This is a genomic window from Micromonospora jinlongensis (genome assembly GCF_013410645.1).
GTDB classification, from domain to species: Bacteria; Actinomycetota; Actinomycetes; order Mycobacteriales; family Micromonosporaceae; genus Micromonospora; species Micromonospora zamorensis.
Genome location: NZ_JACCHK010000001.1, coordinates 5,950,721 through 5,973,627 on the forward strand (window position 1 = coordinate 5,950,721; position 22,907 = coordinate 5,973,627).

Genomic DNA, 22,907 nt, shown 5'->3' on the forward strand with positions numbered 1-22,907 from the left:
GGTCAGGCGCGGCTGGAGATCTGCTGGACGGCCCAGGCGTTGCCGTCCGGGTCGGTGAAGAAGACGAAGCCCACGTTGTCCAAGGGGTGCGGCGTGGGCCTCGGGTTGGCGCCCAGCACCTGGACGTCGCTGACCTCCACACCACGTTGGACCAGCTCCGCGTGGGCCCGCTCGATGTCGGGCACCACCAGTTGCAGACCCTTGAGCGAGCCCGGTGGCATGTCCGGGACGGCGCCCCTGCCGATCACGATCGAGCAGCCGGAGCCGGGCGGGGTCAGCTGGATGATGCGCGCCTCGTCGCCGATCACGGTGTCGTGGTCCACCACGAATCCGAGCTGCTCGGCGTAGAACTTCTTGGCCCGGTCCAGGTCGGAGACCGGCACGATCACCACTTCCAGCGTCCAGTTCATGGTTGCTCTCCTCGTATCGTCGTTGTGGAACGCAGCACGTCGGCGAGCCGCGTGTAGCTCTGCCCGACCCCCCGGGTCATCGGGTAGCGCAGCACGGTGTCCCGCCCCTCCGCGGTGGCGTAGCGCAGCGTGGTGGTGACCGTCGTCCGGCCGGCCAGTTCGGTGAACTCGTGGCTGACCAGCGTCTCGCCCGGGTAGGACTGGTCGTCGAACAGCTCGGTGCAGACCAGCCGGTGCGGTGGCTCGATCTGCCGGTAGACCCCAGCCTGGACCATCCGCGCGCCCTCCGGGCCCTGCGACACGAACCGCCACCGCCCACCGACCCGCAGGTCGACGTCGCACTCCACCAGCCTCCAGCCGCGCGCGCCGTACCACCGGACCAGCAGATCGGGTCGGGTGAAGGCGGCGAACACCAGGCGCGCCGGTGCATCGAACAGCCGGCTCAGCACGATCTCCCGATCACCCGGGGTGTGGACGACGAGCGGGTCGTCGACGCCGCTCACCCGCGCGACCCGTCCGGTCGGGAGCGTCGACGGGCGGAGTCGGTCTCGTCGACGGCCTGGAGTTCGTCGAGCAGCGCGTCGAGGCGCTGATAGCTCTCCGCCCAGTAGTCGCGGTAGTCGGCGAGCCAGGCTGTCGCCTCCCGCAGCGGTCGGGCCTCCAGGCGGCAGGGTCGGCGCTGGGCGTCCCGCCCCCGGCTGACGAGGCCAGCGCGTTCCAGCACCTTGAGGTGCTTGGAGATGGCCGGTTGACTCATCGCGAAGGGTGCTGCCAGCTCTGTCACGGTCGCCTCCCCGGCCGCGAGCCGGGCGAGGATGGCCCGCCGGGTCGGGTCGGCCAGCGCCGCGAAGGTCGCGTCCAGCAGTTCGGTGCCCACGTATAACCTCCTGGTTTCATAACCACATGGTTTCTACCGTGGGTGGTGCCACCGGTCAAGCACCCCGACAGCATGGAAGGCCCCGGCGAACCGCCAGGGCCTTCCATGAGCAGGTGCGTCAGCAGGCGTACGACTCCAGGCGCTGGGCCCGCTCCGGCGCGCGCAGCTTCAGCAGGGTCACCTTCTCGATCTGCCGAATCCGCTCCCGGGACAGACCGAACTCCCGACCGACCTCGTCCAGCGTGCGCTGCCGGCCGTCGTCGAGACCGAACCGGAGCCGGATGACCGCCTGCTCCCGCTGGGACAGGGTGGCCAGCACGATGCTCACCTCGTTGCGCAACTCACCCTGGGCGGCGGCGTCGCCCGGCTCGGTGCGCGGGTCCACGGAGGCCACGAAGTCGCCGAGCGCGCTCTCACCGTCGTCGCCGACGGCCTGGTCCAGGCTGACCGGCTCCCGGTCGTAGGAGATCAGCTCGATGACCTGGATCTCGGGGATCTCCAGGGCGCGGGCAACCTCGGCGACAGTGGGCTCGCGGCCCAGCGTCACCGCCAGCTCGCGGCGGGCGCGGACCATCCGGTTGACCTGCTCGACCATGTGCACCGGGATGCGGATGGTGCGGGCCTGGTCGGCCATCGCGCGGGTGATCGCCTGCCGGATCCACCAGGTCGCGTACGTGGAGAACTTGTAGCCCTTGGCGTAGTCGAACTTCTCCACCGCGCGGATGAGACCGAGGTTGCCCTCCTGGATCAGGTCGAGGAACGCCATGCCACGGCCGGTGTAGCGCTTGGCGATGCTGACGACCAGCCGCAGGTTCGCCTCCAGCAGGTGGTCCTTCGCGGCCCGGCCTTCGGCGACGATCAGCTCCAGGTCGGCCCGCAGCTCCGCGGAGACCGGGGTGCAGGTGGCGAGCTTCTCGTCGGCGAACAGGCCGGCCTCGATCCGACGGGCCAGGTCGACCTCCTGCGCGGCGGTCAGCAGCTTCGTGCGGCCGATCCCGTTGAGGTACGCCCGGACCAGGTCGGTGGAGATGCCACGCTCGTCGGTGGCGTCCAGGTCGGTGAGGACCTCGGAGGTCCCGTCGGTGTCGGTCGTGGTGGCCGGGCGCGTCCGGTGTTCCGTCATCTGCAGGACCATCTCTGTCTCTCCCCGTTTCCACGTCTGTGCCGTGTCTCCGGCCCAGTGGTGCCGGTGTGCACACAGCTTGGCGGTCGGGGCGTAAAACGGGAGTGAGGCGATCGGGCACCCGACAGGAATCAGGTCGGATCTGTGGTGCGGTGTGTCGTCCCGGTGTGCGGTTGCCCGCCCCGACTACGTTGCGGACGGCCGGCCAGCTCGGGTCGGCGACGACGAAAGATGGAGGACGGCGTGGTCTTCAAGCGGCTCATGAAGGCGATGGGGGTCGGCGGGCCATCGGTGGAGACGGTGCTGGCCAACCCGAACTGCCGCCCGGGCGGCCAGCTGGAGGGCCGCATCCAGGTGGTCGGCGGCGACCACCAGGTCGACATCGACCACGTGACTCTCGGTCTGGTCACCCGGGTCGAGGTGGAGAGCGGCGACAACGACTACGACACCACTCAGGAGTTCCGCCGCCAGCAGATCACCGGCGCGTTCCGGCTGGAGCCGGGGCAGCGCCACGACATCCCGTTCCGCTTCGACGTGCCGTGGGAGACACCGGTCACCGAGCTGTACGGGCAGCACCTGCACGGCATGACGATGGGCCTGCGGACCGAGCTGGAGGTCGCCCGCGCCGTCGACAAGGGTGACCTGGACGCCGTGTCGGTGCACCCGCTGCCCGCGCAGGAGCGACTGCTGGACGCGTTGCTGCGACTGGGCTTCCGGTTCGCGCGCGCCGACGTGGAGCGTGGGCACATCTACGGCGTACGACAGACGTTGCCCTTCTACCAGGAGATCGAGTTCAGCCCGGCGCCGCAGTACGCCCGCTCGATCAACCAGTTGGAGGTCACCTTCATCGCCGACGCGCAGCAGATGCAGGTGGTGCTGGAGGTCGACAAGCGCGGCGGTGTCTTCACCGAGGGGCGGGACGCCTTCGGCCGGTTCACGGTCGACCACGCCACCGCCGACCGCACCGACTGGACCGCCGAACTCGACAACTGGCTCCGCCAGTCCCTGTCCCGCCGAGGCCTCTTCTCCTGACCCCAACCCCCTGCGCCCCTCCCCGTTGATCAAGAGGTTTGCGTCATGGAGAGGCCGAACTTTGACGCAAACCTCTTGATCACCAATTGGGTGGGGTGGGGTTAGAGGTCCAGGAGGAGGGTTCGGGGGCCTATGTTGGTGCTCTCCACCAGCATGTGTGCGCGGAAGCGGCCGGTTTCCACAGGGGCGTTGCGCTGGCGCAGCGCGTCGACGACGGCGGTCACCAGTGGTTCGGCCACCTCGGCGGGGGCGGCTGCCGTCCAACTTGGACGGCGGCCCTTGCGGGCGTCCCCGTAGAGGGTGAACTGGCTGACCACCAGGATCGGCGCGCCGGTGTCGGCGGCGGACCGCTCGTCGTCCAGGATGCGCAACTCGTGCACCTTGCGGGCCATCGTCTGAGCGGTTTCCGCGGTGTCGGTGTGGGTCACCCCGAGCAGCACCAGCAGTCCGTTCTCAATCGCGCCGACCACCTCGCCGTCCACTGTCACGCTGGCCCGTCCGACGGTCTGCACCACCGCACGCATCAGCAGCCCGCCGCAACGCCGGCAGCCGGCGCAGAGCATGCCCGCGTCACGCGGTCACCGCCTCGATGAAGCCGCGCTCCACCAGGTGCGCCACGATCGGGCCCGCGGCCTCGGCCATCTCGTCGGGCTCGACGTCGTGCGCGGCGGCGAGCAGGGCGAGCTGGTCGCGCAGCGGCAGGCGGCCGTCGGCGCCACCGACCAGGGCCAGCACCAGCGGGTCGATCTCCTCGGTCCAGCGCAGGCCGTGCGGCATCGCGAGGACCTGCCGGTCCACGGCCCAGCCCTCGTCACCCATGGTGGCCTCCTGGCGCAGCTGGAGGCCCTCGGCGGCCCGGTAGCGCTCGGCGAGCAACGCTTCGGTGTCGCGTACCCGCAGAAAGTCCTGGCGGTCGAACCAGGCGGCTACCTCGTCGCCCAGCGGCGGCTGCACCCGCTGGCGCAGGTCCTCCACCCGGACCACCGGGTCGGCGTGCCCACCCCGCCGCAGCGACACGATGCCGAAGCCGATCCCCTCCACCTTGTGCGCGTCGAACCAGTCGAGCCAGGCGGCCATCCGCTGCGGGTCGGTGGTCTCGCCGGCGTCGGTGAGCCACAGATCGACGTACGTCATCGGGTCGGCCACCTCGCGCTGGATGACCCAGGCGTCCAGGCCGGTCCCGGAGAACCAGCCGGCGACCCGCTCGTCCCACTCCTCGCCGGCGACGTGCACCCAGTTCGCCAGGTACTGCATGGTGCCGCCCTCGGTGAGCAGACCCGGGGCGGCGGCGGCCAGCTCGGCGCCGATCGCGTCACCGACCCGGCCGGAGTCGCGGTAGACGTGCGTGGTGGTGCCCGGGCCCACCACGAAGGGCGGGTTGCTCACCACCAGGTCGAAGCGCCGGCCGGCAACCGGGGCGACCAGGTCGCCGCGCAGCAGCTCCCAGTCCTGACCGTTGAGGGCGGCGGTGGTCGCGGCGAAGCGCAGTGCCCTCTCCGAGAGGTCGGTGGCGGTCACCGAGTCGGCGTGGGTGGCCAGGTGCAGAGCCTGGACGCCGGAGCCGGTGCCGAGGTCCAGCGCGCTGCCCACCGGCCGGCGGACGGTCGCCCCGATCAGGGTGTGGGTGGCCCCGCCGATGCCGAGCACGTGCTCGGCGTGCAACGGGCGACCCGGTCGGGCACTGGCCGGCACGTCGGCGAGCACCCACCAGTCGTCGCCGTACGGCTCCAGGTCGACGCCGGCACGCAGGCCGTCGCCGTACCGCTCGACCAGCCCACCGGCCAGCGCTTCCTCCAGGCTCAGCGGCGCCAGCGCGGCGGCCACCTGCGCTTCCGGCTCGGTCTGGTCGCAGATGAACACCCGGATCAGGGTGCCCAGTGGGTCGCCTTCCTCGGTGGCGCGTAGCGCGGCCCGGTAATCGTTGCGGGCGACCGCGGCGGTGGCCTGGGCGCCCAGGCGCTCGGCGATGCCATGGCTGGTGAAACCGGTCCGGGTCAGCGCGTCGCGCAGCGCGTCGACGCCGGCGGGGGAGAGCAGCATGTCGTGTTCGTCCACCCCGACATCCTGCCTGCCGTCGCGGAGGAAGCCGTCACCACCCGCGAGATTCGACCCCGACCTCCGGTCGCTTCAGCTCCGTACCGGTCGGGGCTGAGGGCCCGCCGGGCACCGCCACGACCAGGTCCGGCGGTACGACCGTCGCCAGCCCTCGACGCGCGGCCATCCGGTCGACGACCAGGGCGTACGCCGACAGCGCCAGCACGTCGACGAGGACGAGCTGCCATGGGGCGTCGGCCATCGTCTCGTCGGCGCTGAGCCCGCCGAACGCCGCCGCCAGGGTGAACGCGGTCAGGTTGTTCACCACGTGCAGCGCGATCGCGGCCTCGAGCCCGCCGGTTCGCACCGTCAACCAGCCGAACAACGCGCCCATGAATGCCAGGTCCAGGAAACCCCAGACCGTGCCCCAGCCGTGCGCCGCGGCGAAGAGCACCGCCTGAAGGGCGATCGCGGGCCAGGGTGAGCGAAGGTACGCGCCGACGGCCTGTAGCAGCCAGCCCCGGAAGGCGTACTCCTCCGCGGCGGCCTGGAATGGCACCAGCAGCAGGACCATCAGCAGACCGGCGGCGAACTCCGGCCCACCCACCCACGTGTCCGCCGGGGCGAGTACCGAGCTCTCGCCGGTCAGCCCGAGCAGCAGGTCCGCGCCGAACAGCATGACGATGATCAGCGGCGTGGCGACCAGGAGGCAGCGGCCGAGCCAGTTCCACCGCAGCCGGCCGAGCACCGACGAGAGCGTGCCGGCGGGCCGGCGTTGCACGAGCCAGGCCGCGCCGAACAGAAGTGGGAGCAACAATGCCAGCGAGGCGATCAGCAGCGCGGCGTCCGGAATCGGGCCGAAGGTGGGAAGCCCGTCGGCGTCGTACGGGCGGTTGGTGAGCTCGGCCACGACGGCGGCGACGCCGAAGAGTAGGCAGAGGACCACCACCGCCGAGACAACCAGCGCGACGGTGCCGACGATGGGTTGCCACCAACGGTGCCGGGCAGTGCGGCCGAGCCGGTGGTACGGGGAACCGGGCGGGGCGGTCAAAAGCATGTCGTCGAGCGTGCCAGAAGGGCGCCAGCTGTCGCGAAACGATCGGAGCGTCGGTGTCCGCCCGGATCGGTGGGCCAGGCAGGATGGTCCGCATGACGCTTGTGCTGCCCATCGACCCTGAGGCCAACCGGTTGCTGGAGCGCAGCCCACTGGCCCTCCTCATCGGGATGACCCTGGATCAGCAGGTGCCGATGGAGAAGGCGTTCTCCTCGCCGTACGTGCTGGCGCAGCGGCTCGGTCACGAGCTGGACGCGGTCGAGCTGGCCGGGTACGACCCGGAGGCCCTGGTCGCGCTCTTCGCCCAGCCGCCCGCGCTGCACCGGTTTCCGAAGGCGATGGCGGCCCGGGTGCAGGAGGTCTGCCAGGTCCTGGTGGAGCGCTACGACGGTGACGCGGCGCTGCTCTGGGCCGACGTCGCCGACGGGCCGGAGCTGCTGCGCCGGGTCTCCGGGCTGCCCGGCTTCGGCAAGCAGAAGGCGCAGATCTTCGTGGCTCTGCTCGGGAAGCGGTTCGGGGTCACCCCGCAGGACTGGCGGACGGCGGCCGGCGGGTACGGCGACCCGGGCGCGTACCGGTCGGTGGCCGACGTCACCGACGCCGACTCGTTGCGCCGGGTGCGGGAGTACAAGCAGCAGATGAAGGCGGCGGCCAAGGCGAAGACGGCCGACGGCTGACCCTGTCGCTCAGGCGGCGGTGGGGTGCGCCAGCGAGGCCAGCGCGCGCCGGACGTCAGCCAGCGAGACGGTCGCGGAGTCGTCCAGGTCGGCGAGGCCGGCCTCGATCCACTGGCGCATCAGCGTGGTGACCCCGATGCCTCGGGCGTCGGCGGCGGCCCGCACCCGCTCGTACGTCTCCAGTGGCAGCCGGACCGACCGGCTCACCATCGGCACGTCGGTGTCGGGGGCGGGGAGGTCCACCCCCGGGCCCTCGTCGATCAGCTCGGCGATCCGGTCGTCGCCGCTGTGGAACTGCTTGGTCGCGTCGTTTCGGTGCATCGTCACGGCCTCCTCATCGGCGAGATCTCCGCACGGCCTCGTCGTAGCGCTTGGACTCGGCGTCGCTCAGCTCACGGGCGGAGAGGATGTCCCAGTCGTTGTCGGTGCCATCGGCCTCGGCGAGCAGCACCGCCAGTCGGCGGCCCCGACGGGCGGCGGCGTAGACCACCATCACGTCGTCACCCAGATGGCGGATCACCCGTCGGGCGCTGTGCAGCGCCTCCCAGACTTCCCCGGGTGTGACGTCGTAGACCCTCAGGTTGGCCAACGCCTCGTCGGTGAAGCTGAACCTGCTGCCCACGCCAGGCAGCGTACCACGCGCGTAACACGCGGCGGGATGAGTCGAAGTTCGCTGATCACGGCCCTGCGGTGACAGGATGAGGCGTAACCCCCTCGAGGAGGTCCATGGTGAAGCGTCAGGCGTACCAGCCGATTCTGATCACCGACGCCTCGCGCAGCCAGGGTGATCAGCTCACCAGCCGTCAGCGCCGCTATGTCCTGATGATGGGCATCCGAGTGGCCTGCATCATCGTCGGCGCGATCCTGGTCGGTGCGAACGCCCCACTGCTCTGGCTCTGGCTGCCGTTGTGCGCCCTCGGCATGGTGCTCATCCCCTGGCTGGCCGTGCTGCTGGCCAACGACCGGCCGCCGAAGGAGGAACACCGGCTGGCCAACAGGTTCCACCGCCGGCACACGGACGACACCCCGCCGATGAGCCTCACCGCCGAGGAGCGCCCGCACAAGGTCATCGACGCCGAACCCTGACCCGCGAACGGGCCAGGGTTCGAGCACTCGGGAGCCGCGGCCGTGCGCCGACGACTACGGCTGCGGTCGTGCGCCGACGGTGGAGACGGCCAGCGCTCCCAGGTCGGTGGCGCGGCTCAGCGCCGCGGCCGGGGTGGCACCCGCGAGCCAGGCGGTGAGCAGGCCAGCCGCGAAGGCGTCCCCGGCCCCCGTGACATCCACCACCGCCACCCGCCGGGCCGCAGCCACGCGGACCGCCGCGGTGCGGTCGACCCAGACCGCGCCGGCCCCGCCGCGCTTGACCACGACCCGCCGGGCCGTCGCCGACAACGCCCGCCCCTGCGCCGCCGGGTCCAGCCCACCGGCGAGCACGGTGGCCTCGTCCGCGTTGACCAGCAGCAGGTCGACGTCGCGTACCCAACTCAGGAAAGCCGCCGCGCCCACTCGCCGCAGCGGCGCCGCGGAGGCCGCGTCGACGCTGGTGGTGAGCCCACGCTCGCGCGCGGCGGCCAGTGCCCGCAGCCCGGCGTCGCGCGACCCGGCGTCCAACAGGGTGTACGCGGACAGGTGCAGATGCCCTGCGTCGGGCACCGCCGCGAGGGCCCGCTCGACGTGCGCGGCGGTCAGCCGCAGGTTCGCGCCCCGCTGGCTGACCATCGTGCGCTCGCCGTCGGTGGCCAACACGATCACCGTGCCGGTCGCCACGCCCTCGACACGTTCGATCGCGCAGTCGACACCCGCCCGCTCCAGCTCGGCCACCCGGTCCCGCCCGGCGTCGTCGTCACCGACGGCGCCGACGAGCGTGACGTCCACCCGCTGCGCGGCTACCCAGGCAGCGGTGTTGGCGGCCTGACCGCCGCCGCCGATGCTGATCTCGGCTCCGGTGTCCGAGCCGGCCGCGAGCGGCCCGGACAGCACGGCGACCACATCGGTGATCACGTCCCCGACGACGACCACCCGGGCCGGTCGGGTCATGCCGGGGCGGTGGTGCGGCGGGCCGCTGCGGCGGCCGCGATCCGCGCGGCCAGGTCGGCGTTGCGCAGGATGATCCGGACGTTCACCGCCAGGCTCGCGCCCTCGGTGGCCGAGTGGAAGTACGACAGCAGGTACGGCGTCACGGCCTTACCGGTGATCCCGTCCCGCTCCAGTAGGGCCAGGCCGTCGGCGAGCGTCCGGTCGTGCAGCTCCGGGTCGAGCTGCTCCTCGACCGGCAACGGGTTGGCGACGAGCAGTCCGCCGGTGTGCACGGCGTGCTCGTCGCGGGCGGCGAGCACGGCGGCGACCTGCTCCGGCGAGTCCACCGACCAGTCCAGGTCGAAGCCGGCGTCGGTCAGGTAGAAGCCGGGGAACCGGCGGGTGCGGTAACCGACCACGGCGACCCCGAGGGTCTCCAGCCGCTCCAGCGTCGCGCCCACGTCGAGGATCGACTTGACCCCGGCGCAGACCACCGCGATCGGGGTCTGGGCCAGGGTGCCCAGGTCCGCCGACTCGTCGAAGGTGTGCGCTGCCTCCCGGTGCACCCCGCCCAGCCCGCCGGTGGCGAACACCCCGATCCCGGCCGCGGCGGCCACCGCGCTGGTCGCGGCAACGGTGGTGGCGCCGTCCGCGCCGGTCGCCGCCGACAGTGCGAGGTCGCGGACGGAGAGCTTGGTCACTCCGTCGACAGTGGCGAGGCGGGTCAACTGTGCGTCGTCCAGACCGACCACCAGCCTGCCGCTGATCATGCCGATCGTCGCCGGGACGGCCCCGGCGTCCCGGACCGTCTGCTCGATCTCCCTGGCAACCCGCAGGTTCTCCGGCCGGGGCAGGCCGTGCGAGACGATGGTGCTCTCCAGGGCGACGACGGGCAGGCCGTCGCGCAGGGCTTCGGCGACCTCGGGTCCGTAGCTGATGCGAAAGTCATTCACACGAGCACGGTACGGGGTGGGGCCCCGGCCGGCCTCAAGTGGACCCGGCCGTGATGACCTGCCAAACTTGTCGGTTGGAGGTGCAGACGTGAGCACAGAGGTTCTCGAGCGTCCGGAGCTGAAGGACGCCGACACCGGTCCCGAGATGTTCCACTACGTCCGCAAGGAGAAGATCGCCGAAAGCGCCGTCATGGGCACCTACGTCGTCGCGCTCTGCGGCGAGACGTTCCCGGTCACCAAGGCGGCCAAGCCGGGTTCGCCGGTCTGCCCCAAGTGCAAGGAGATCTACGACTCGTACCGCGAGTGAACCTCGGCCGGTGCTCTGGCCGGCGACGTAGCCTGCGGCGGTGACCACCTCCACCGCCCTGCTCCTCGCCGACCTGACCGGGGTGGCGGTGTTCGCCGCATCCGGGGCGTCGGCGGCGGTGGCGAAGCGACTGGACCTGTTCGGCGTCGCGTTCGTCGGTTTCGTGGCCGCCCTCGGCGGCGGGATCTTCCGCGACCTGGTCATCGACGAGGTGCCGCCGCTGGCCTTCGCCGACTGGCGGTACGCGGCCACCGCCGCGATCACCGCGCTCGCCGTCTTCTGGCTGCACCCGCAACTGGCCCGACTGCGCACCACCGTCCTGGTGTTGGATGCGGCGGGCCTGGCACTGTTCACCGTGACCGGCACGCTCAAGGCACTCGACGCCCGAGTGCCCGCGGTCGGTGCCTGCCTGATCGGCATGCTCACCGCGATCGGCGGCGGGCTCGGCCGCGATCTGCTCACCGCCGAGATCCCCGTCGTGCTGCGTCGGGAGATCTACGCCCTCGCCGCGCTCGCCGGCTCGGTCCTGGTGGTGCTGCTCTACGTGACCGGGCAGACCGGGCCCGTACCGCTCACCGCCGCTGCCGCCCTGGTCTTCGGTCTACGTCTGATCGCGCTGCGTCGGCGCTGGTCGGCGCCGGTGGCGACGCTGCGCCCACCGCGTGCCGGTGGGGCGGATCCACGCGCCGACCGGGAGTGGTGAGGCCACCCGTGCCAGGGTGGCGAATGTGACCAGCGTGGCGTCGCCTGGGCCGTGGGGCCCTCGCTGGTTATGCTGAGTCGGCCTTCGCGGCAGCTTCTGCGCGGAGGCGTTTTCATGGGCGGCGGTCATCGTGGCCCTCGCCCCGGGTCCGCCGTCGTGCGGTCGGAGAGGAGCTTTCGCGTGGCAGCCCGGACGCCGGTGCTCGAGACGTTCCCGGCACTACGCGCCTGGCAGCGCAAGGCCCTGGTGGAATACCTGCGCCGGCGCACCGAGGACTTCACCGCGGTCGCCACGCCGGGCGCCGGCAAGACCACCTTCGCCCTGCGGATCGCGGCCGAGCTGCTCGGTGACGGCACCGTTGAGGCGGTCACCGTGGTCGCGCCGACCGAGCACCTGAAGAACCAGTGGGCCGACGCCGCGGCCCGGGTGGGCATCCAGCTCGACGCCGCTTTCCGCAACGCCGACGTGCACTCCGCAGCCGACTTCCACGGCGCGGTGGTCACCTACGCCCAGGTGGGCATGGCACCGCAGGTGCACCGGCGGCGCACCATGACCAGACGCACCCTGGTCATCCTCGACGAGATCCACCACGCGGGCGACTCCCGGTCCTGGGGAGACGGGGTGAAGAACGCCTTCGAACCCGCCGTACGCCGGCTGATGCTCACCGGGACACCGTTCCGCTCCGACGACAACCCCATCCCGTTCGTCAGCTACGAGCGGGGCGGAGACGGGCTGCTGCGCTCGCGCGCCGACTCCGTGTACGGCTACTCCGACGCCCTGCGCGACGGCGTGGTCCGACCGGTGCTCTTCCTGGCGTACTCCGGGGAGACCCGTTGGCGGACCAACGCGGGGGAGGAACTGGCCGCCCGCCTCGGTGAACCGATGACGCAGGACCTGGTGGCGCAGGCGTGGCGTACCGCCCTGGACCCGGCCGGGGACTGGATGCCGCAGGTGCTGCGGGCCGCCGACGCCCGACTGACCGTGCTGCGCAACGCGGGCATGGCCGACGCCGGTGGTCTGATCATCGCCACCGACCAGCAGACCGCCCGCTCGTACGCCAAGCTGATCGAGCAGGTGACCGGCGAGAAGGCCGCCGTGGTGCTCTCCGACGACCAGGGCGCGTCCGCGCGGATCGCGACGTTCGCGGCGTCCGATCAGCGATGGCTGGTCGCGGTGCGGATGGTGTCCGAGGGTGTCGACATCCCGCGACTGGCGGTCGGCGTCTACGCCACCAGCGCCAGCACGCCGCTCTACTTCGCTCAGGCGATCGGCCGGTTCGTGCGGGCCCGCCGGCCCGGTGAGACCGCGTCGGTCTTCCTGCCCAGCGTGCCGCACCTGCTCGGCCTGGCCAGCGAGATGGAGACCGAGCGGGACCACGTCCTCGGCAAACCCAAGGAATCCGACGGGTTCGACGACGATCTGCTGGAACGGGCGCAGCGCGACGACCAGGCCAGCGGCGAGTTGGAGAAGCGGTTCGCCGCGCTCTCGGCCACCGCCGAACTGGACCAGGTGATCTTCGACGGCGCGTCGTTCGGCACCGCGGCCCAGGCCGGCACCCCGGAGGAAGAGGAATACCTCGGCCTGCCCGGCCTGCTCACCGCCGACCAGGTTTCGCTGCTGCTGACCAAGCGGCAGGCCGCACAGCTCGCCGCCCAACGTCGCCGTACCGCCGACGGGGCCGCTCAGCCGGCCGCTGCGCCCACGGCCGCGCCGCCGGCACCCATGAGCGCCGCTCAGCGTCGCGTGGCGCTCCGGCGCCAACTGAACGCTCTGGTGGCCGCTCGTCACCACCGCACCGGCCAGCCGCACGGCAAGATCCACGCCGAGCTGCGCCGGCTCTGCGGTGGCCCTCCGAGCGCCCAGGCCACCATCGAGCAGCTCGAGGAACGCATCGCGACCGTCCAGACCCTCTAGACCGGCCGCATCGGCGAGGTCTTGCGGCCGTGCTCTGCGGCCGTGCTCTGCGGCCGTGCTTGCTTCCGGCGTGATCCACTCGGTTTTCTTGAAAACGCGGTATTCGAGCGCGGCGGAAAGCGCGACTTCCGTGAAACCGAGTGGATCATGGGCTGGCCTTGGGCGAGACCGAGGATTACGTGCCCGGGACGCCCGCGGGTGCCCTCTGCGGAGCGTTCCCACTTCAAGATCGTGCAGTATCCGGGATGTAGTGGCATCGGCGCGCCGATGAGGCCACTACATCCTGGTTCGAGCACGATCTTGGCGCGGGCGCGGGCGCGGGCGCGGGCGCGGGCGCGGGGGCGGGGGCGCGGGGCGCGGGGCCGAAGATCCGCACAGTTTCGGGGAGGTTGCTGCCTCCCGGGCGCCGGAGGCAGCAACATCCCCGAAGTAGTGCGGATCTTGGGGGCGCTCCGGCGGCGTGCGTTCCCTCGGGCCGGCGGGCAAGCGCGCGGGGCCGGGACAAGCGCACGGGGCGGGGCGAGCACGAACGCGGGGCAAGCACCGGCGCAAGCGCACGGGGCCGGGCGGGTTTGGGTAGCGAAAAGCCGGCCGGAGACACCCTCGGGTGCCTCCGGCCGGCTATGTCGGTTTGCGGATTTAGTTCGCCATCAGATCGGCGCCACGCCAGCTGAAATCGGGCTCCGTCGCGAACCGCTCGGTGATCTTCACGAGATCCTCCGCGTACTTGTTCGCGTGGTGCCCGCAGAACACCAGCTCGCTCCCACCCGTCAGGGTGATGCGGAGCTTCCCGGCAGCATTGCAGCGGTCGCACCGTTCATCGGCGGCTGGGGGAGCCGCCGTCACGGGCGGCGGCGTGAGGGTCGGGGTCATCGCCTTCCTCCTCTGGTCGTCACCGATGAACAATCTCTTCGGTCGTTGCTCACCTATGGTGCAACACCCTTACTAGGCACTGCCTTCCCTGTGTGCCCGCGGGGGACCGAGGTCACACCTGGCAGGGACAGTGTGCCGTGCACCCAGGGTGCCACGTCAACGATCACATTCGTGCATCCGGACGATCACCATCTGGTGTTGCACACCAGGTGGTCAAAACGACACGTTCGGTTGACGAAACCCGCTCAGTCCAGGTAATCCCGGAGGACCTGCGACCGGGACGGGTGGCGCAGCTTGGACATCGTCTTGGACTCGATCTGTCGGATCCGCTCCCGGGTCACCCCGTAGACCTGCCCGATCTCGTCCAGCGTCCGCGGCTGACCGTCGGTCAGACCGAAGCGCAGGCGTACCACACCCGCCTCACGCTCGGAGAGCGTCTGCAGCACCTGCTGGAGCTGGTCCTGCAGGAGCGAGAACGACACCGCGTCGACCGCGACCACGGCCTCGGAGTCCTCGATGAAGTCACCGAGCTGGCTGTCGCCCTCGTCGCCGATGGTCTGGTCCAGTGAGATGGGCTCCCGGGCGTACTGCTGGATCTCCAGCACCTTCTCGGGTGTGATGTCCATCTCCTTGGCCAGCTCCTCCGGAGTGGGCTCGCGGCCCAGGTCCTGGAGCAGCTCACGCTGTATGCGGCCAAGCTTGTTGATGACCTCGACCATGTGCACCGGGATGCGGATGGTGCGGGCCTGGTCGGCCATCGCGCGGGTGATCGCCTGCCGGATCCACCAGGTGGCGTACGTGGAGAACTTGTAGCCCTTGGTGTAGTCGAACTTCTCCACCGCGCGGATCAGGCCGAGGTTGCCCTCCTGGATCAGGTCGAGGAACGCCATGCCACGGCCCGTGTACCTCTTGGCCAGCGACACCACCAGTCGGAGGTTCGCCTCCAGGAGGTGGTTCTTGGCCCGCTCGCCGTCGCGGGAGATCCAGCCCAGGTCACGGACCATGTCCCGGACGAGCTTCTCCTCGCCCTCGTCGGCCGCGCGCAACCGCTCGGCGGCGTAGAGCCCGGCCTCGATCCGCTTGGCCAGCTCCACCTCCTGCTCGGCGTTGAGCAGCGGAACCTTGCCGATCTGCTTCAGGTACGCACGGACCGAGTCGGCGGAGGCGGTCAGCTCGGCGTCCCGCCGGGCCTGCTTGAGGGCCTCGGACTCCTCGTCGTCCCACTCGAAGTCGTTGTCGGTCGCCGAGGCGGCGGCGTCGGTCTCGGCGGCCTGAGCCAGCTCGGCCGGCTCCTCGACCACCACGTCCTCGATGGCGGCGGCCAGCTCCTCCGGGTCGATCTCACCCTCGGCGCCCTCGCCCTTGGCCTTGGTGCCGGCCTTGGCGCCAGCGGCGGCGACCGTGGCCTTGGTGGCCCGGGTCAACTTGGTGGCCTTCGCCGGCGTGGCAGCGCCCTCGGCGGGGGTGGCCTTGCGGGCGGCCACCTTGCGCGGGGCCGGCGCGGACGGCGTGTCGTCGGAGGCGGGCGCCTGCTTCGGGGCGGGCGCCGCGGCCTTCTTGGTGGTCTTGGCAGTGGTGGCCCGGGACGCCGGCGTGGTCGAACGGGCCGCGGCGACGCGGCGGCGGGTGCTCGCCGAGCCGTCCACCACCACGGTCACTCCCGCCTCGGAGAGCGCCCGCAGAATCTTCTTGGCCTGGGCCGGAGTCACCTCGGCGGACTCGACGGTGCGCGCGAGCTGGGCCGACGTGAGCTGACCACCGGCGCTCTGCGCGTGGGCGATCAGGGTGTCGGTGAGCGAGCGAACGTCGGCGCCGGTCTGGCGGGGTTCTGTCACGAATGACCTTCCGGAGGCGAAGAGCGGGCACGGCCGGGTTGTCCGGCACAGCGTGGGGCAACCGGGCCGGGCAGTGTGGTTGAGGGACCCCCGTGTCCCGGACCGGCCGGTGGTCGGCGGTCCGTGGCGCGTGGGCAGGGGTGAATTGTAACGCCGTCTGCCGCGATCTTCCTGCGCCGCACTGCTTAACGGCGGCGGGACCGCCGATTCGGCGCTGATGTGGACTTTGTAAGGATGATACTCGCGCGGGGCGCGGAACGCCCCGGTCGCGTGGAAGGGGACGTTGGGATGGACCGTTCGGCGCCGTCACCTCGGGAACTTTTGGCCGTCGCGCTCGGCGTCGCCCGCGATGCGGCGGCCACCGCGTACCGGATGCGGGTCGAGGGTGTCTCGGTGGCGGCGACCAAGAGCACGGTCACCGACGTGGTCACCGCGGCCGACCGGGCGGTCGAACGGCAGGTGCTCGACGCGCTGAAGCAGTTGCGGCCGGACGACGCGGTGCTCGGCGAAGAATACGGCATTCGGGACACCGGGCCGGTCGCGCCGGGCGGGGTGCGCTGGATCGTCGACCCGATCGACGGCACCGTCAACTACCTCTACGGGCTGCCGTACAGCGCGGTGTCGCTGGCCGCCGAGGTGGACGGGGTGGTGGTCGCCGGCGTGGTGCGCAACGTGAGCACCGGCGAGGAGTGGACGGCCACGGTCGGCGGCGGGGCCTGGCGCGACGGTGTCCGGTTGCGCTGCTCCGGCGAGACGGACCTGGGGCAGGCGCTGGTCGGCACCGGCTTCGGCTACGACGCCGGACGCCGCACGCACCAGGCCCAGGTGGTGACCGGGCTGATCGCCCACGTCCGGGACATCCGCCGGCTCGGTGCCGCCGCGCTGGATCTCTGCCTGGTGGCGGAGGGCCGGCTCGACGCGTACTTCGAGAAGGGCCTCGCGGCCTGGGACCTGGCGGCCGGCGGGCTGGTGGCCGCCGAGGCGGGCGTGCGTGTCGCCGGCCTGGCCGGTGGGCCGCCGGGGCCCGATCTGGTGGTCGCGGCCCCGCCCGCGCTCTTCGGGCCGCTGCACGACCGGCTGGCCGAGCTGGATGCCGCGGGCGGGCCCTGAGCGGCCGGCAGGGCGGTCAGGCCGTCACTTGGCGGCCGGGGACGGGCAGGAGCCCTTGGGTGCCCGTGGCGCGCCGATGTCACCGAGGGACTGGTTGACCTCGGTCGTGGTGGCGAGCTGCTGGAAGCCGTTGCCCAGCACCACGTCCACGACGTCGTCGGTGCGCTTCGGGTCGTAGCCGGGCTCGGCGTTGTTGAGGAAGTACGCCTGCAGCAGGTGCGCGGAGCCGACGCCCTTCGGGCCGTAGCGCAGCACCGCCACGTCGTCGATCCCCTTGGGGTCGTTGCCGACCTTCTTGACCTGGAACTTGCGGTTGCGGAAGTCGTCCGCGACGCTGCCGGCCCGGCCGGGCTCGTCGGTCGCGTTGAACACGTTGATCTTGACGTCCTTGGGCTCGTGCAGTGTCACGTCGGCCAGCGGCCAACCCTCCGGGCAGCCCTCGGCCGTGCCCGCCTTCCCCTGGGTGTCCCGGAGGATCGCGGTGACCACGAACGCCAGGGCCAGCACCCCGAGCAGGCCGACGACGACGAGTGCTCGCACTCGCGCAAAACTCATCTGGGCACTCCCGGGACCTCAGGTGGGTGGCGGCAGCCGGCAACGATCAGACTGGCCGCCGGCCGTCGAATACGCCGCTGAGGTTAACGGTTGTCCGGCCGTCGCGTGGAAACAGCCCGACATGCCGGCGCGCCGACCGCGAACGGGGTACTACTACCCCTATCTTCGTGTCGCCTGAATCACATTGGGAACAACTTCGCGTGCGGGGGCGTACATCTCAGCCGCAAGGGCGGTATACATGCCTCGCCCAAGGGGGGGTAAGGTTCCGCGCTCGCAGGGGAGTCGCCCCAGCGAGCTCGACCCGTTCGGTCCTCGGGTCGGGTGCCCGACACAAGTGGTGGCCGGCCAACGGAACCGAAACAGCGTCGTCCGGCGTTACAACCGGAAGCGACAACATCGATATGGGAGAGTGAAACCGATGGCCACCGACTACGACGCCCCGCGTCGCGACGAGGTCGACCTCGGCGAGGACAGCCTGGAAGAGCTCAAGGCACGGCGCGTCGACTCACAGTCGGGCGCGGTGGACGTCGACGAGGCCGAGGTGGCCGAGAGCTTCGAGCTGCCCGGTGCCGATCTGGCCGACGAGGAGCTCACGGTCAAGGTGCTTCCGATGCAGCAGGACGAGTTCCGGTGCGCCCGCTGCTTCCTGGTACACCACCGTAGCCAGCTGGCAGTCGAGCGTAACGGCGAGTTGATCTGCCGCGAGTGCGTCTGACAACCACGACACCGGCGGCGGCCTCCTGAACGGGGCCGCCGCTGCTGGTGTAGGCATGCGCCGGTAGTGGGTACCTGCTTGACTCGTAGCGGGTAGCCACAGCACCGGGAGGTCCGATGAGCGATCGAGGCGGCACCACCGACGATGGCACGGGCAGCGTTGGTGCCACCGGTGGCACGGACGACCTCGGCGCCACCGTCGCGGCGTTGACCGCGGACGACCTCGCTCCGGCCCGTCGCCGCCAACTGTTGACCCGGATGGTCGGGCAGGCCCGCGCCCGGGGCATCTCCGACCTGTTCAAGCCCCGTGCCGCCGTGCGCTGGATGGTCGACACCGTCGCCGAGGTCGCCCCGCACATCCCGGTGCGGGACCTGGCCACCCTGCGGCGGCATTTCCCCGGCCTGGACGATGCCGCCCTGGCCGACCGGCTCATCCGCAACGCGTCCCGGGCCACCGCCGCGATCGGCGCGGCCGGCGGGGGAGTCGCCGCCGTCGAGTGGACGGTCGCCCCGACCCTGCTCTCCGCACCGGTGCTGCTCGCCGCCGAGACCGTTGCCGTGGTGTCCGTGGAACTGAAACTGGTCGGTGAGCTGCACGAGGTCCACGGCGTGGCGCTACCGGAGGGCGGCAGCCAACGGGCGGTCGCCCTGGTGCACTCCTGGGCCACCCAGCGTGGGGTCAACCCGATGGTGCCCGGCGTGGGGGTGGGCGCGGTGCTCGGCACCGCGGCCCGCAAGGAACTGCGGGACATGCTGCTGCGGCGTTTCGGTCGCAACCTCACCACGCTCGGGCCGTTCCTGACCGGCGCGGCGGTGGCCAGCTTCCTCAACCGCCGGGCCACCCAGCAGATGGCCGAGCAGCTTCAGGTGGACCTGCGCCGGCGGGGCATCGCCCGACCCGCGCCACCGGCAGCCCTGCCCGGCCCGCCGACCGGCACCTGAGGGGGTCGGTGGCGTCGGATCAGGCCTGCTCGCCCGCGGTGGGCCGGGAGAGCGCCAGAGCGTCCCGCGCGGCCAGCACCGCCTCGGCCAGCTCGACGGGGTGCCGCGTGCTCACCACCCAGAACGGGGTCGGATCGGCCGGGTCGTTGAGCACCACCTGCACGGCGCCGCCGATCCACGGCCGCTGCACCACGAAGGCGAGCGGGTCCGCGCCGACCCCGAGCACCTCACGGCGGCCGGCCACGTCCAAGGGCACCACGTCGGCCACGAAGTGGACCGGCAGGCGGGCGTCGTCCACCCGCAGCTCGGAGTCGGCGACCCCGATCCGGATCCGGCCCAGCCACCACAGCCCTGCCGCGGTGAGAGGCAGCAGCACGACGAACGGCAGCCAGGCGCGCACGCCGGCGGCGCCCATCCAGATCTCGACGGCCAGCAGCGCGGCGGCCACCAGCCCGGCCAGCCACAGCCACCAGGGCAGATCCAACCGTTCGGCGTACGCCGGGCGGGCGTCGGCCGGCGGCTGATCGGCGGAGGGAGAGGGCGACATGCTCACTCCTGCGAGGGTACGGCGCACGGCGGCTCGGCGAACCGGCAGGATGGCAGGGTCACCCCGAGAACCGGACGGAAGAGGGGACCCGTGACCGACGTCGTACCCGTGCCCGTGCAGCTGCTCGACTCTGAGCTGCCGCTGCCCACGTACGCCCATCCCGGCGACGCCGGGGCCGACCTGGTGGCTGCCGCGGACGTGGAACTGCCGCCCGGTGGCCGTGCCCTGGTGCCCACCGGCGTGGCCATCGCGCTGCCGGAGGGGTACGTGGGTCTGGTCCATCCCCGTTCCGGTCTGGCGGCCAGGCTCGGCGTGACGGTGCTCAACGCGCCCGGTACGGTCGACGCCGGCTACCGGGGTGAGATCCTGGTCAACCTGATCAACCATGATCGGGATGTGCCGGCGAAGATCTCCCGCGGCGACCGGATCGCGCAGCTCGTTGTTCAGCAGGTCGCACGGGCGCGGTTCGAGCCGGTGGTCGAGCTGCCCACGTCCCGGCGTGGGGTCGGCGGGCACGGGTCGACCGGCGGGCACGCCGGGCTGGTGCCGTCGCCGACGGGCCAGGACCGGGTCGAGCGGCGGCCAGACGAGCCGGGCCGCGGGCAGACGGAAGAGGTGGCAGGGTGAGTGTGAACAGCGGAGGGCAGGCGCAGTGATCTTCTCCCGAAAGCGGGCCGACGCCGAGCGGCAGACCCGTGACGAGCGGGCCACCCAGGTCCCCGACCAGGGCGATGCGGCGCCGACGTTGGAGCGCGGCCCGTACGACATCTCCGAGAGCTACGACGACGTGCAGCGACTCGACCTGGGCAGCCTGCACATCCCGGCGATCGCCGACGTCGAGGTGCGGGTGCAGGCCGACCCGCAGGGTGTGGTCCAGCAGGTGGTGCTGGTGCATGGCGACAACGCGCTCCAGCTGGGCGTCTTCGCCGCCCCCCGGTCCGAGGGGATCTGGGGCGAGGTGCGCGAGGAGATCCGGCAGTCGCTGCTGCGCGACGGCGCGAGCGCGCAAGAGGTCGAGGGCGAGTACGGCCCGGAGCTGCACGCCCAGGTGAATACACCGGACGGCCCGACGAACCTGCGGTTCGTCGGCGTCGACGGGCCGCGCTGGATGGTCCGCGGCGTGTTCCAGGGCCCGGTGGCCACCAACCCGGCCGTGGCCGGGCCGCTGGTGGAGTGCCTGGACGGCCTGGTGGTCGACCGTGGCCAGGAGGCCAAGCCGGTCCGTGAGCCGCTGCCGCTGCGGCTGCCTCGCGAGATCGCCGACCAGGCCGCCACCGAGGCGGGCGACGCCGCCGCCGAGCCGCGCCAGGTCTGACCCGCGCGCACCGGCCCGCCGGAACCAGCCCCGTCGGCGTACGCTGGCGGCACGGTTCCGGCGCCGCCGGTGCCGGCCGGGGACGGCGAGCGTGGAGAGGGTGACGCGGAGGTCATGACGACCGACGAGGGCCGGGTGTCGCTGCGGCGCATCCTGCAACGGTTCACCGCCAGCGAGGCCGAGATCGACGCGCAGGAGCTGCGGCGGGAGAGCGCCGAGTGCGGCGGCATCCCGGCACAGCAGTGCTCCCGGGGTCAGCTGGTGTCGGTCGCCGGTCGGCTGCGCACGGTGGTCTACACGCCGCGCACCAACCTGCCCACCCTGGAGGCCGACCTGTACGACGGCAGCGACGTGGTCACCCTGGTCTGGTTGGGTCGACGGCACATCGCCGGGATCGAGCCGGGCCGGCACCTGACTGCCCGTGGCCGGGTGGCGGTGCGCGACGAGCGCAAGGTCATCTACAACCCCTACTACGAGCTGGACTCGCCGAAGTGACGGCGTTGCGGACGGAAGGCCGGCGATGACGACGGGACAGCACCGGGCGGCGCAGCCGGAGACCGACCCTCCGGAGGAGGAGCCGCTGCCGACGATCGCCGAGCAGATGGCCGACCAGCTTGGCGGCTGGCGGGGCCTGGTCGAGTCGAGCATCCCGGTCGTGGTCTTCGTTCTCGCCAACATCATCGGCGAGCTGCGACCGGCGGTGATCGCCTCGGTCTCCGTCGCGCTGCTGATCGCCGGGCTGCGGCTGGCCCAGCGTCGGCCGATCCGGCATGCCATCAACGGGCTGTTCGGCGTCGGCGTCGGCGCGGCCATCGCCTGGCGCACCGGCGACGAGCGCGATTTCTACCTTCCCGGCATCCTCTACGGCATCGGGTACGGCGTCGCCCTGCTGATCTCGGCGGCAATCCGGCAGCCGTTGGTGGGCTGGATCTGGTCGGTGCTGGTTGCCAAGGGCCGCTCGGAGTGGCGCACCGACCCGAAGCTGGTGCGCACCTTCACCCAGCTCACCGTGCTCTGGGGCGTGGTCTGGCTGGCCAAGGTGGGCGTGCAGGCCGGGCTCTACCTGGCTCACCAGGACACCGCGCTGGGCGTCGCCCGGCTGGCGCTGGGCTATCCGCCGTACGCGTTGCTGCTGCTGATCACGGTCTGGACGGTGCGCCGGGTCACCCGGGAGTCGTCGCCGACCCCACTGCCCGGCGCCTGACCGAACGGCCCGTCGGCTCAGCGTGAGCCGCGGGTCCGCTCGACGCTGTCCGGCCCGAGGATCACCGCGCGGACCTGGTCCTCCACCTCGGCGGTGCAGACGAAGATCAACTCGTCGCCGGCCTCGATGGGGTCGTCCGGGCTGGGCACCAGGACCCGCTTGCCGCGCAGGATCGCCACCAGCGCGGAGTCGCGGGGCAGCGGCACGGCGTGGATCGGCTGACCGACGTAGGGCGCGGTCGGCGGCAGGGTGATCTCGACCAGGTTCGCCTCACCCTGGCGGAAGGTCATCAGCCGGACCAGGTCGCCGACGGTGACCGCCTCCTCGACCAGCGCGGCCATCACCCGCGGCTTGCTCACCGCGACGTCGACGCCCCACTGCTCGGTGAACAACCACTCGTTCTCGGCCCGGTTGACCCGGGCCACCACGCGTGGCACCGCGAACTCGGTCTTGGCCAACAGCGACAGCACCAGGTTGGTCTTGTCGTCGCCCGTCGCCGCGACCACCACGTCGCACCCGGCGACGTTGGCCTCCTCCAGGCTGGCCACCTCGCACGCGTCGGCGAGCACCCACTCGGCCGCCGGCACCCGGTCCGGGCGCAGCATCTTGGGTTGGCGTTCGATCAGCATCACCTGGTGGCCGTTGTCGATCAGCTCCTGGGCGATCGAGCGGCCCACGTTGCCCGCGCCCGCGATGGCGACCCGCATGG

At 71.8% G+C, this 22,907-nt stretch carries 29 protein-coding genes; 13 read left to right on the forward strand and 16 right to left on the reverse strand.

The features are described 5' to 3' along the window. Nucleotides 1-2: 2 nt before the first annotated feature. The 4 genes from HNR22_RS26790 to sigB all read right to left on the reverse strand — a co-directional run bounded on the left by HNR22_RS26790 (nt 3) and on the right by sigB (nt 2,422). The gene (locus tag HNR22_RS26790) at nt 3-410 is read right to left on the reverse strand and encodes a VOC family protein (RefSeq protein ID WP_179782682.1); all 408 of its coding nucleotides are present in this window, start codon (nt 408-410) and stop codon (nt 3-5) included. After that, nucleotides 407-913 (reverse strand): SRPBCC domain-containing protein, encoded by a 507-nt coding sequence (locus HNR22_RS26795; RefSeq protein ID WP_179782683.1) that lies wholly within the window; start codon nt 911-913, stop codon nt 407-409. The genes HNR22_RS26790 and HNR22_RS26795 overlap by 4 nt, the downstream gene beginning before the upstream one ends. Next, a complete protein-coding gene (locus HNR22_RS26800; RefSeq protein ID WP_179782684.1) occupies nt 910-1,287 on the reverse strand; it encodes a metalloregulator ArsR/SmtB family transcription factor in 378 nt (125 codons plus the stop codon). Before HNR22_RS26800 ends, HNR22_RS26795 begins: the two co-directional genes overlap by 4 nt. A gap of 118 nt (nt 1,288-1,405) precedes the next feature. Continuing rightward, nucleotides 1,406-2,422, reverse strand: a complete 1,017-nt coding sequence (gene sigB / locus HNR22_RS26805) for an RNA polymerase sigma factor SigB (RefSeq protein WP_425488080.1) — start codon at nt 2,420-2,422, stop codon at nt 1,406-1,408. A gap of 231 nt (nt 2,423-2,653) precedes the next feature. Between sigB and HNR22_RS26810 the strand changes: the two genes are divergently transcribed. Then, nucleotides 2,654-3,442, forward strand: coding sequence for a sporulation protein (locus HNR22_RS26810; protein ID WP_179783730.1), 789 nt, complete (start codon nt 2,654-2,656; stop codon nt 3,440-3,442). A gap of 101 nt (nt 3,443-3,543) precedes the next feature. Here HNR22_RS26810 and dtd read toward each other — a convergent pair whose 3' ends face one another. Genes dtd through HNR22_RS26825 form a run of 3 tightly spaced genes read right to left on the reverse strand, consistent with a single transcriptional unit; the run spans nt 3,544 to nt 6,533 of the window. After that, entirely contained in the window at nt 3,544-3,966 is a 423-nt protein-coding gene (gene dtd, locus HNR22_RS26815; protein WP_179782686.1) for a D-aminoacyl-tRNA deacylase, read from the reverse strand. Nucleotides 3,967-4,012: 46 nt separating this feature from the next. Next, a complete protein-coding gene (locus HNR22_RS26820) occupies nt 4,013-5,497 on the reverse strand; it encodes a DUF7782 domain-containing protein (protein ID WP_179782687.1) in 1,485 nt (494 codons plus the stop codon). 34 nt (nt 5,498-5,531) lie between these two features. After that, complete coding sequence (locus HNR22_RS26825; RefSeq protein WP_179782688.1) at nt 5,532-6,533, reverse strand: CPBP family intramembrane glutamic endopeptidase; 1,002 nt, start codon at nt 6,531-6,533, stop codon at nt 5,532-5,534. 83 nt (nt 6,534-6,616) lie between these two features. Here HNR22_RS26825 and HNR22_RS26830 point away from each other — a divergent pair, with 83 nt between their 5' ends. Beyond that, the gene (locus tag HNR22_RS26830; protein WP_218908406.1) at nt 6,617-7,207 is read left to right on the forward strand and encodes an HhH-GPD-type base excision DNA repair protein; all 591 of its coding nucleotides are present in this window, start codon (nt 6,617-6,619) and stop codon (nt 7,205-7,207) included. Between the two features lie 9 nt (nt 7,208-7,216). Here the strand turns inward: HNR22_RS26830 and HNR22_RS26835 are convergent, their stop codons facing one another. After that, a complete protein-coding gene (locus HNR22_RS26835; protein WP_088951534.1) occupies nt 7,217-7,528 on the reverse strand; it encodes a hypothetical protein in 312 nt (103 codons plus the stop codon). A gap of 13 nt (nt 7,529-7,541) precedes the next feature. Continuing rightward, entirely contained in the window at nt 7,542-7,829 is a 288-nt protein-coding gene (locus HNR22_RS26840; protein ID WP_088946797.1) for a hypothetical protein, read from the reverse strand. 104 nt (nt 7,830-7,933) lie between these two features. On the opposite strand from HNR22_RS26840, the gene HNR22_RS26845 reads away from it, so the two are divergent. Then, nucleotides 7,934-8,293, forward strand: coding sequence for a DUF3099 domain-containing protein (locus HNR22_RS26845; RefSeq protein ID WP_179782690.1), 360 nt, complete (start codon nt 7,934-7,936; stop codon nt 8,291-8,293). Between the two features lie 54 nt (nt 8,294-8,347). On the opposite strand, the gene HNR22_RS26850 is transcribed toward HNR22_RS26845, so the two are convergent. Both HNR22_RS26850 and HNR22_RS26855 read right to left on the reverse strand, forming a co-directional pair. Continuing rightward, nucleotides 8,348-9,247, reverse strand: coding sequence for a carbohydrate kinase family protein (locus HNR22_RS26850; protein WP_179782691.1), 900 nt, complete (start codon nt 9,245-9,247; stop codon nt 8,348-8,350). Then, a complete protein-coding gene (locus tag HNR22_RS26855; protein WP_179782692.1) occupies nt 9,244-10,179 on the reverse strand; it encodes a pseudouridine-5'-phosphate glycosidase in 936 nt (311 codons plus the stop codon). The genes HNR22_RS26850 and HNR22_RS26855 overlap by 4 nt, the downstream gene beginning before the upstream one ends. Nucleotides 10,180-10,267: 88 nt before the next feature. Here HNR22_RS26855 and HNR22_RS26860 point away from each other — a divergent pair, with 88 nt between their 5' ends. From HNR22_RS26860 to HNR22_RS26870, 3 genes are all read left to right on the forward strand, one after another. Continuing rightward, nucleotides 10,268-10,486: a DUF3039 domain-containing protein gene (locus tag HNR22_RS26860; RefSeq protein WP_088946800.1), complete on the forward strand. Its 219-nt coding sequence runs from the start codon at nt 10,268-10,270 to the stop codon at nt 10,484-10,486. A gap of 40 nt (nt 10,487-10,526) precedes the next feature. Next, nucleotides 10,527-11,189, forward strand: coding sequence for a TRIC cation channel family protein (locus HNR22_RS26865; RefSeq protein WP_179782693.1), 663 nt, complete (start codon nt 10,527-10,529; stop codon nt 11,187-11,189). Nucleotides 11,190-11,369: 180 nt separating this feature from the next. After that, nucleotides 11,370-13,103 carry a DEAD/DEAH box helicase family protein gene (locus HNR22_RS26870; RefSeq protein ID WP_179782694.1) on the forward strand — a complete coding sequence of 578 codons (1,734 nt, stop codon included), beginning with the start codon at nt 11,370-11,372 and terminating at the stop codon, nt 13,101-13,103. 639 nt (nt 13,104-13,742) lie between these two features. Here the strand turns inward: HNR22_RS26870 and HNR22_RS26875 are convergent. Next, entirely contained in the window at nt 13,743-13,976 is a 234-nt protein-coding gene (locus tag HNR22_RS26875) for a DUF7455 domain-containing protein (protein ID WP_030489368.1), read from the reverse strand. Between the two features lie 245 nt (nt 13,977-14,221). Next, the gene (locus tag HNR22_RS26880; protein WP_179782695.1) at nt 14,222-15,811 is read right to left on the reverse strand and encodes an RNA polymerase sigma factor; all 1,590 of its coding nucleotides are present in this window, start codon (nt 15,809-15,811) and stop codon (nt 14,222-14,224) included. Nucleotides 15,812-16,099: 288 nt separating this feature from the next. Here HNR22_RS26880 and HNR22_RS26885 point away from each other — a divergent pair, with 288 nt between their 5' ends. Then, a complete protein-coding gene (locus HNR22_RS26885) occupies nt 16,100-16,921 on the forward strand; it encodes an inositol monophosphatase family protein (RefSeq protein WP_179782696.1) in 822 nt (273 codons plus the stop codon). 24 nt (nt 16,922-16,945) lie between these two features. On the opposite strand, the gene HNR22_RS26890 is transcribed toward HNR22_RS26885, so the two are convergent. After that, nucleotides 16,946-17,461: a LytR C-terminal domain-containing protein gene (locus HNR22_RS26890; protein ID WP_179783731.1), complete on the reverse strand. Its 516-nt coding sequence runs from the start codon at nt 17,459-17,461 to the stop codon at nt 16,946-16,948. A 433-nt stretch (nt 17,462-17,894) separates the two neighbouring features. On the opposite strand from HNR22_RS26890, the gene HNR22_RS26895 reads away from it, so the two are divergent. Further along, nucleotides 17,895-18,191, forward strand: coding sequence for a DUF4193 domain-containing protein (locus tag HNR22_RS26895; RefSeq protein WP_007075406.1), 297 nt, complete (start codon nt 17,895-17,897; stop codon nt 18,189-18,191). Between the two features lie 116 nt (nt 18,192-18,307). Continuing rightward, nucleotides 18,308-19,132 carry a hypothetical protein gene (locus HNR22_RS26900; protein ID WP_179782697.1) on the forward strand — a complete coding sequence of 275 codons (825 nt, stop codon included), beginning with the start codon at nt 18,308-18,310 and terminating at the stop codon, nt 19,130-19,132. Between the two features lie 19 nt (nt 19,133-19,151). Here the strand turns inward: HNR22_RS26900 and HNR22_RS26905 are convergent, their stop codons facing one another. Further along, nucleotides 19,152-19,679 carry a DUF3093 domain-containing protein gene (locus tag HNR22_RS26905; protein ID WP_179782698.1) on the reverse strand — a complete coding sequence of 176 codons (528 nt, stop codon included), beginning with the start codon at nt 19,677-19,679 and terminating at the stop codon, nt 19,152-19,154. A gap of 90 nt (nt 19,680-19,769) precedes the next feature. On the opposite strand from HNR22_RS26905, the gene dut reads away from it, so the two are divergent. From dut to HNR22_RS26925, 4 genes are all read left to right on the forward strand, one after another. Then, nucleotides 19,770-20,306: a dUTP diphosphatase gene (gene dut / locus HNR22_RS26910; RefSeq protein WP_088946808.1), complete on the forward strand. Its 537-nt coding sequence runs from the start codon at nt 19,770-19,772 to the stop codon at nt 20,304-20,306. Nucleotides 20,307-20,331: 25 nt separating this feature from the next. Continuing rightward, the gene (locus tag HNR22_RS26915; RefSeq protein WP_179782699.1) at nt 20,332-20,994 is read left to right on the forward strand and encodes a DUF3710 domain-containing protein; all 663 of its coding nucleotides are present in this window, start codon (nt 20,332-20,334) and stop codon (nt 20,992-20,994) included. Nucleotides 20,995-21,108: 114 nt separating this feature from the next. Further along, nucleotides 21,109-21,489 carry an OB-fold nucleic acid binding domain-containing protein gene (locus HNR22_RS26920; RefSeq protein ID WP_179782700.1) on the forward strand — a complete coding sequence of 127 codons (381 nt, stop codon included), beginning with the start codon at nt 21,109-21,111 and terminating at the stop codon, nt 21,487-21,489. Nucleotides 21,490-21,514: 25 nt separating this feature from the next. After that, entirely contained in the window at nt 21,515-22,198 is a 684-nt protein-coding gene (locus HNR22_RS26925) for a DUF3159 domain-containing protein (RefSeq protein ID WP_179782701.1), read from the forward strand. Between the two features lie 17 nt (nt 22,199-22,215). Here the strand turns inward: HNR22_RS26925 and HNR22_RS26930 are convergent, their stop codons facing one another. Beyond that, on the reverse strand, nt 22,216-22,905 hold the full coding sequence (locus tag HNR22_RS26930) for a potassium channel family protein (RefSeq protein ID WP_099851425.1): 690 nt from the start codon (nt 22,903-22,905) through the stop codon (nt 22,216-22,218). Nucleotides 22,906-22,907 lie beyond the last annotated feature (2 nt).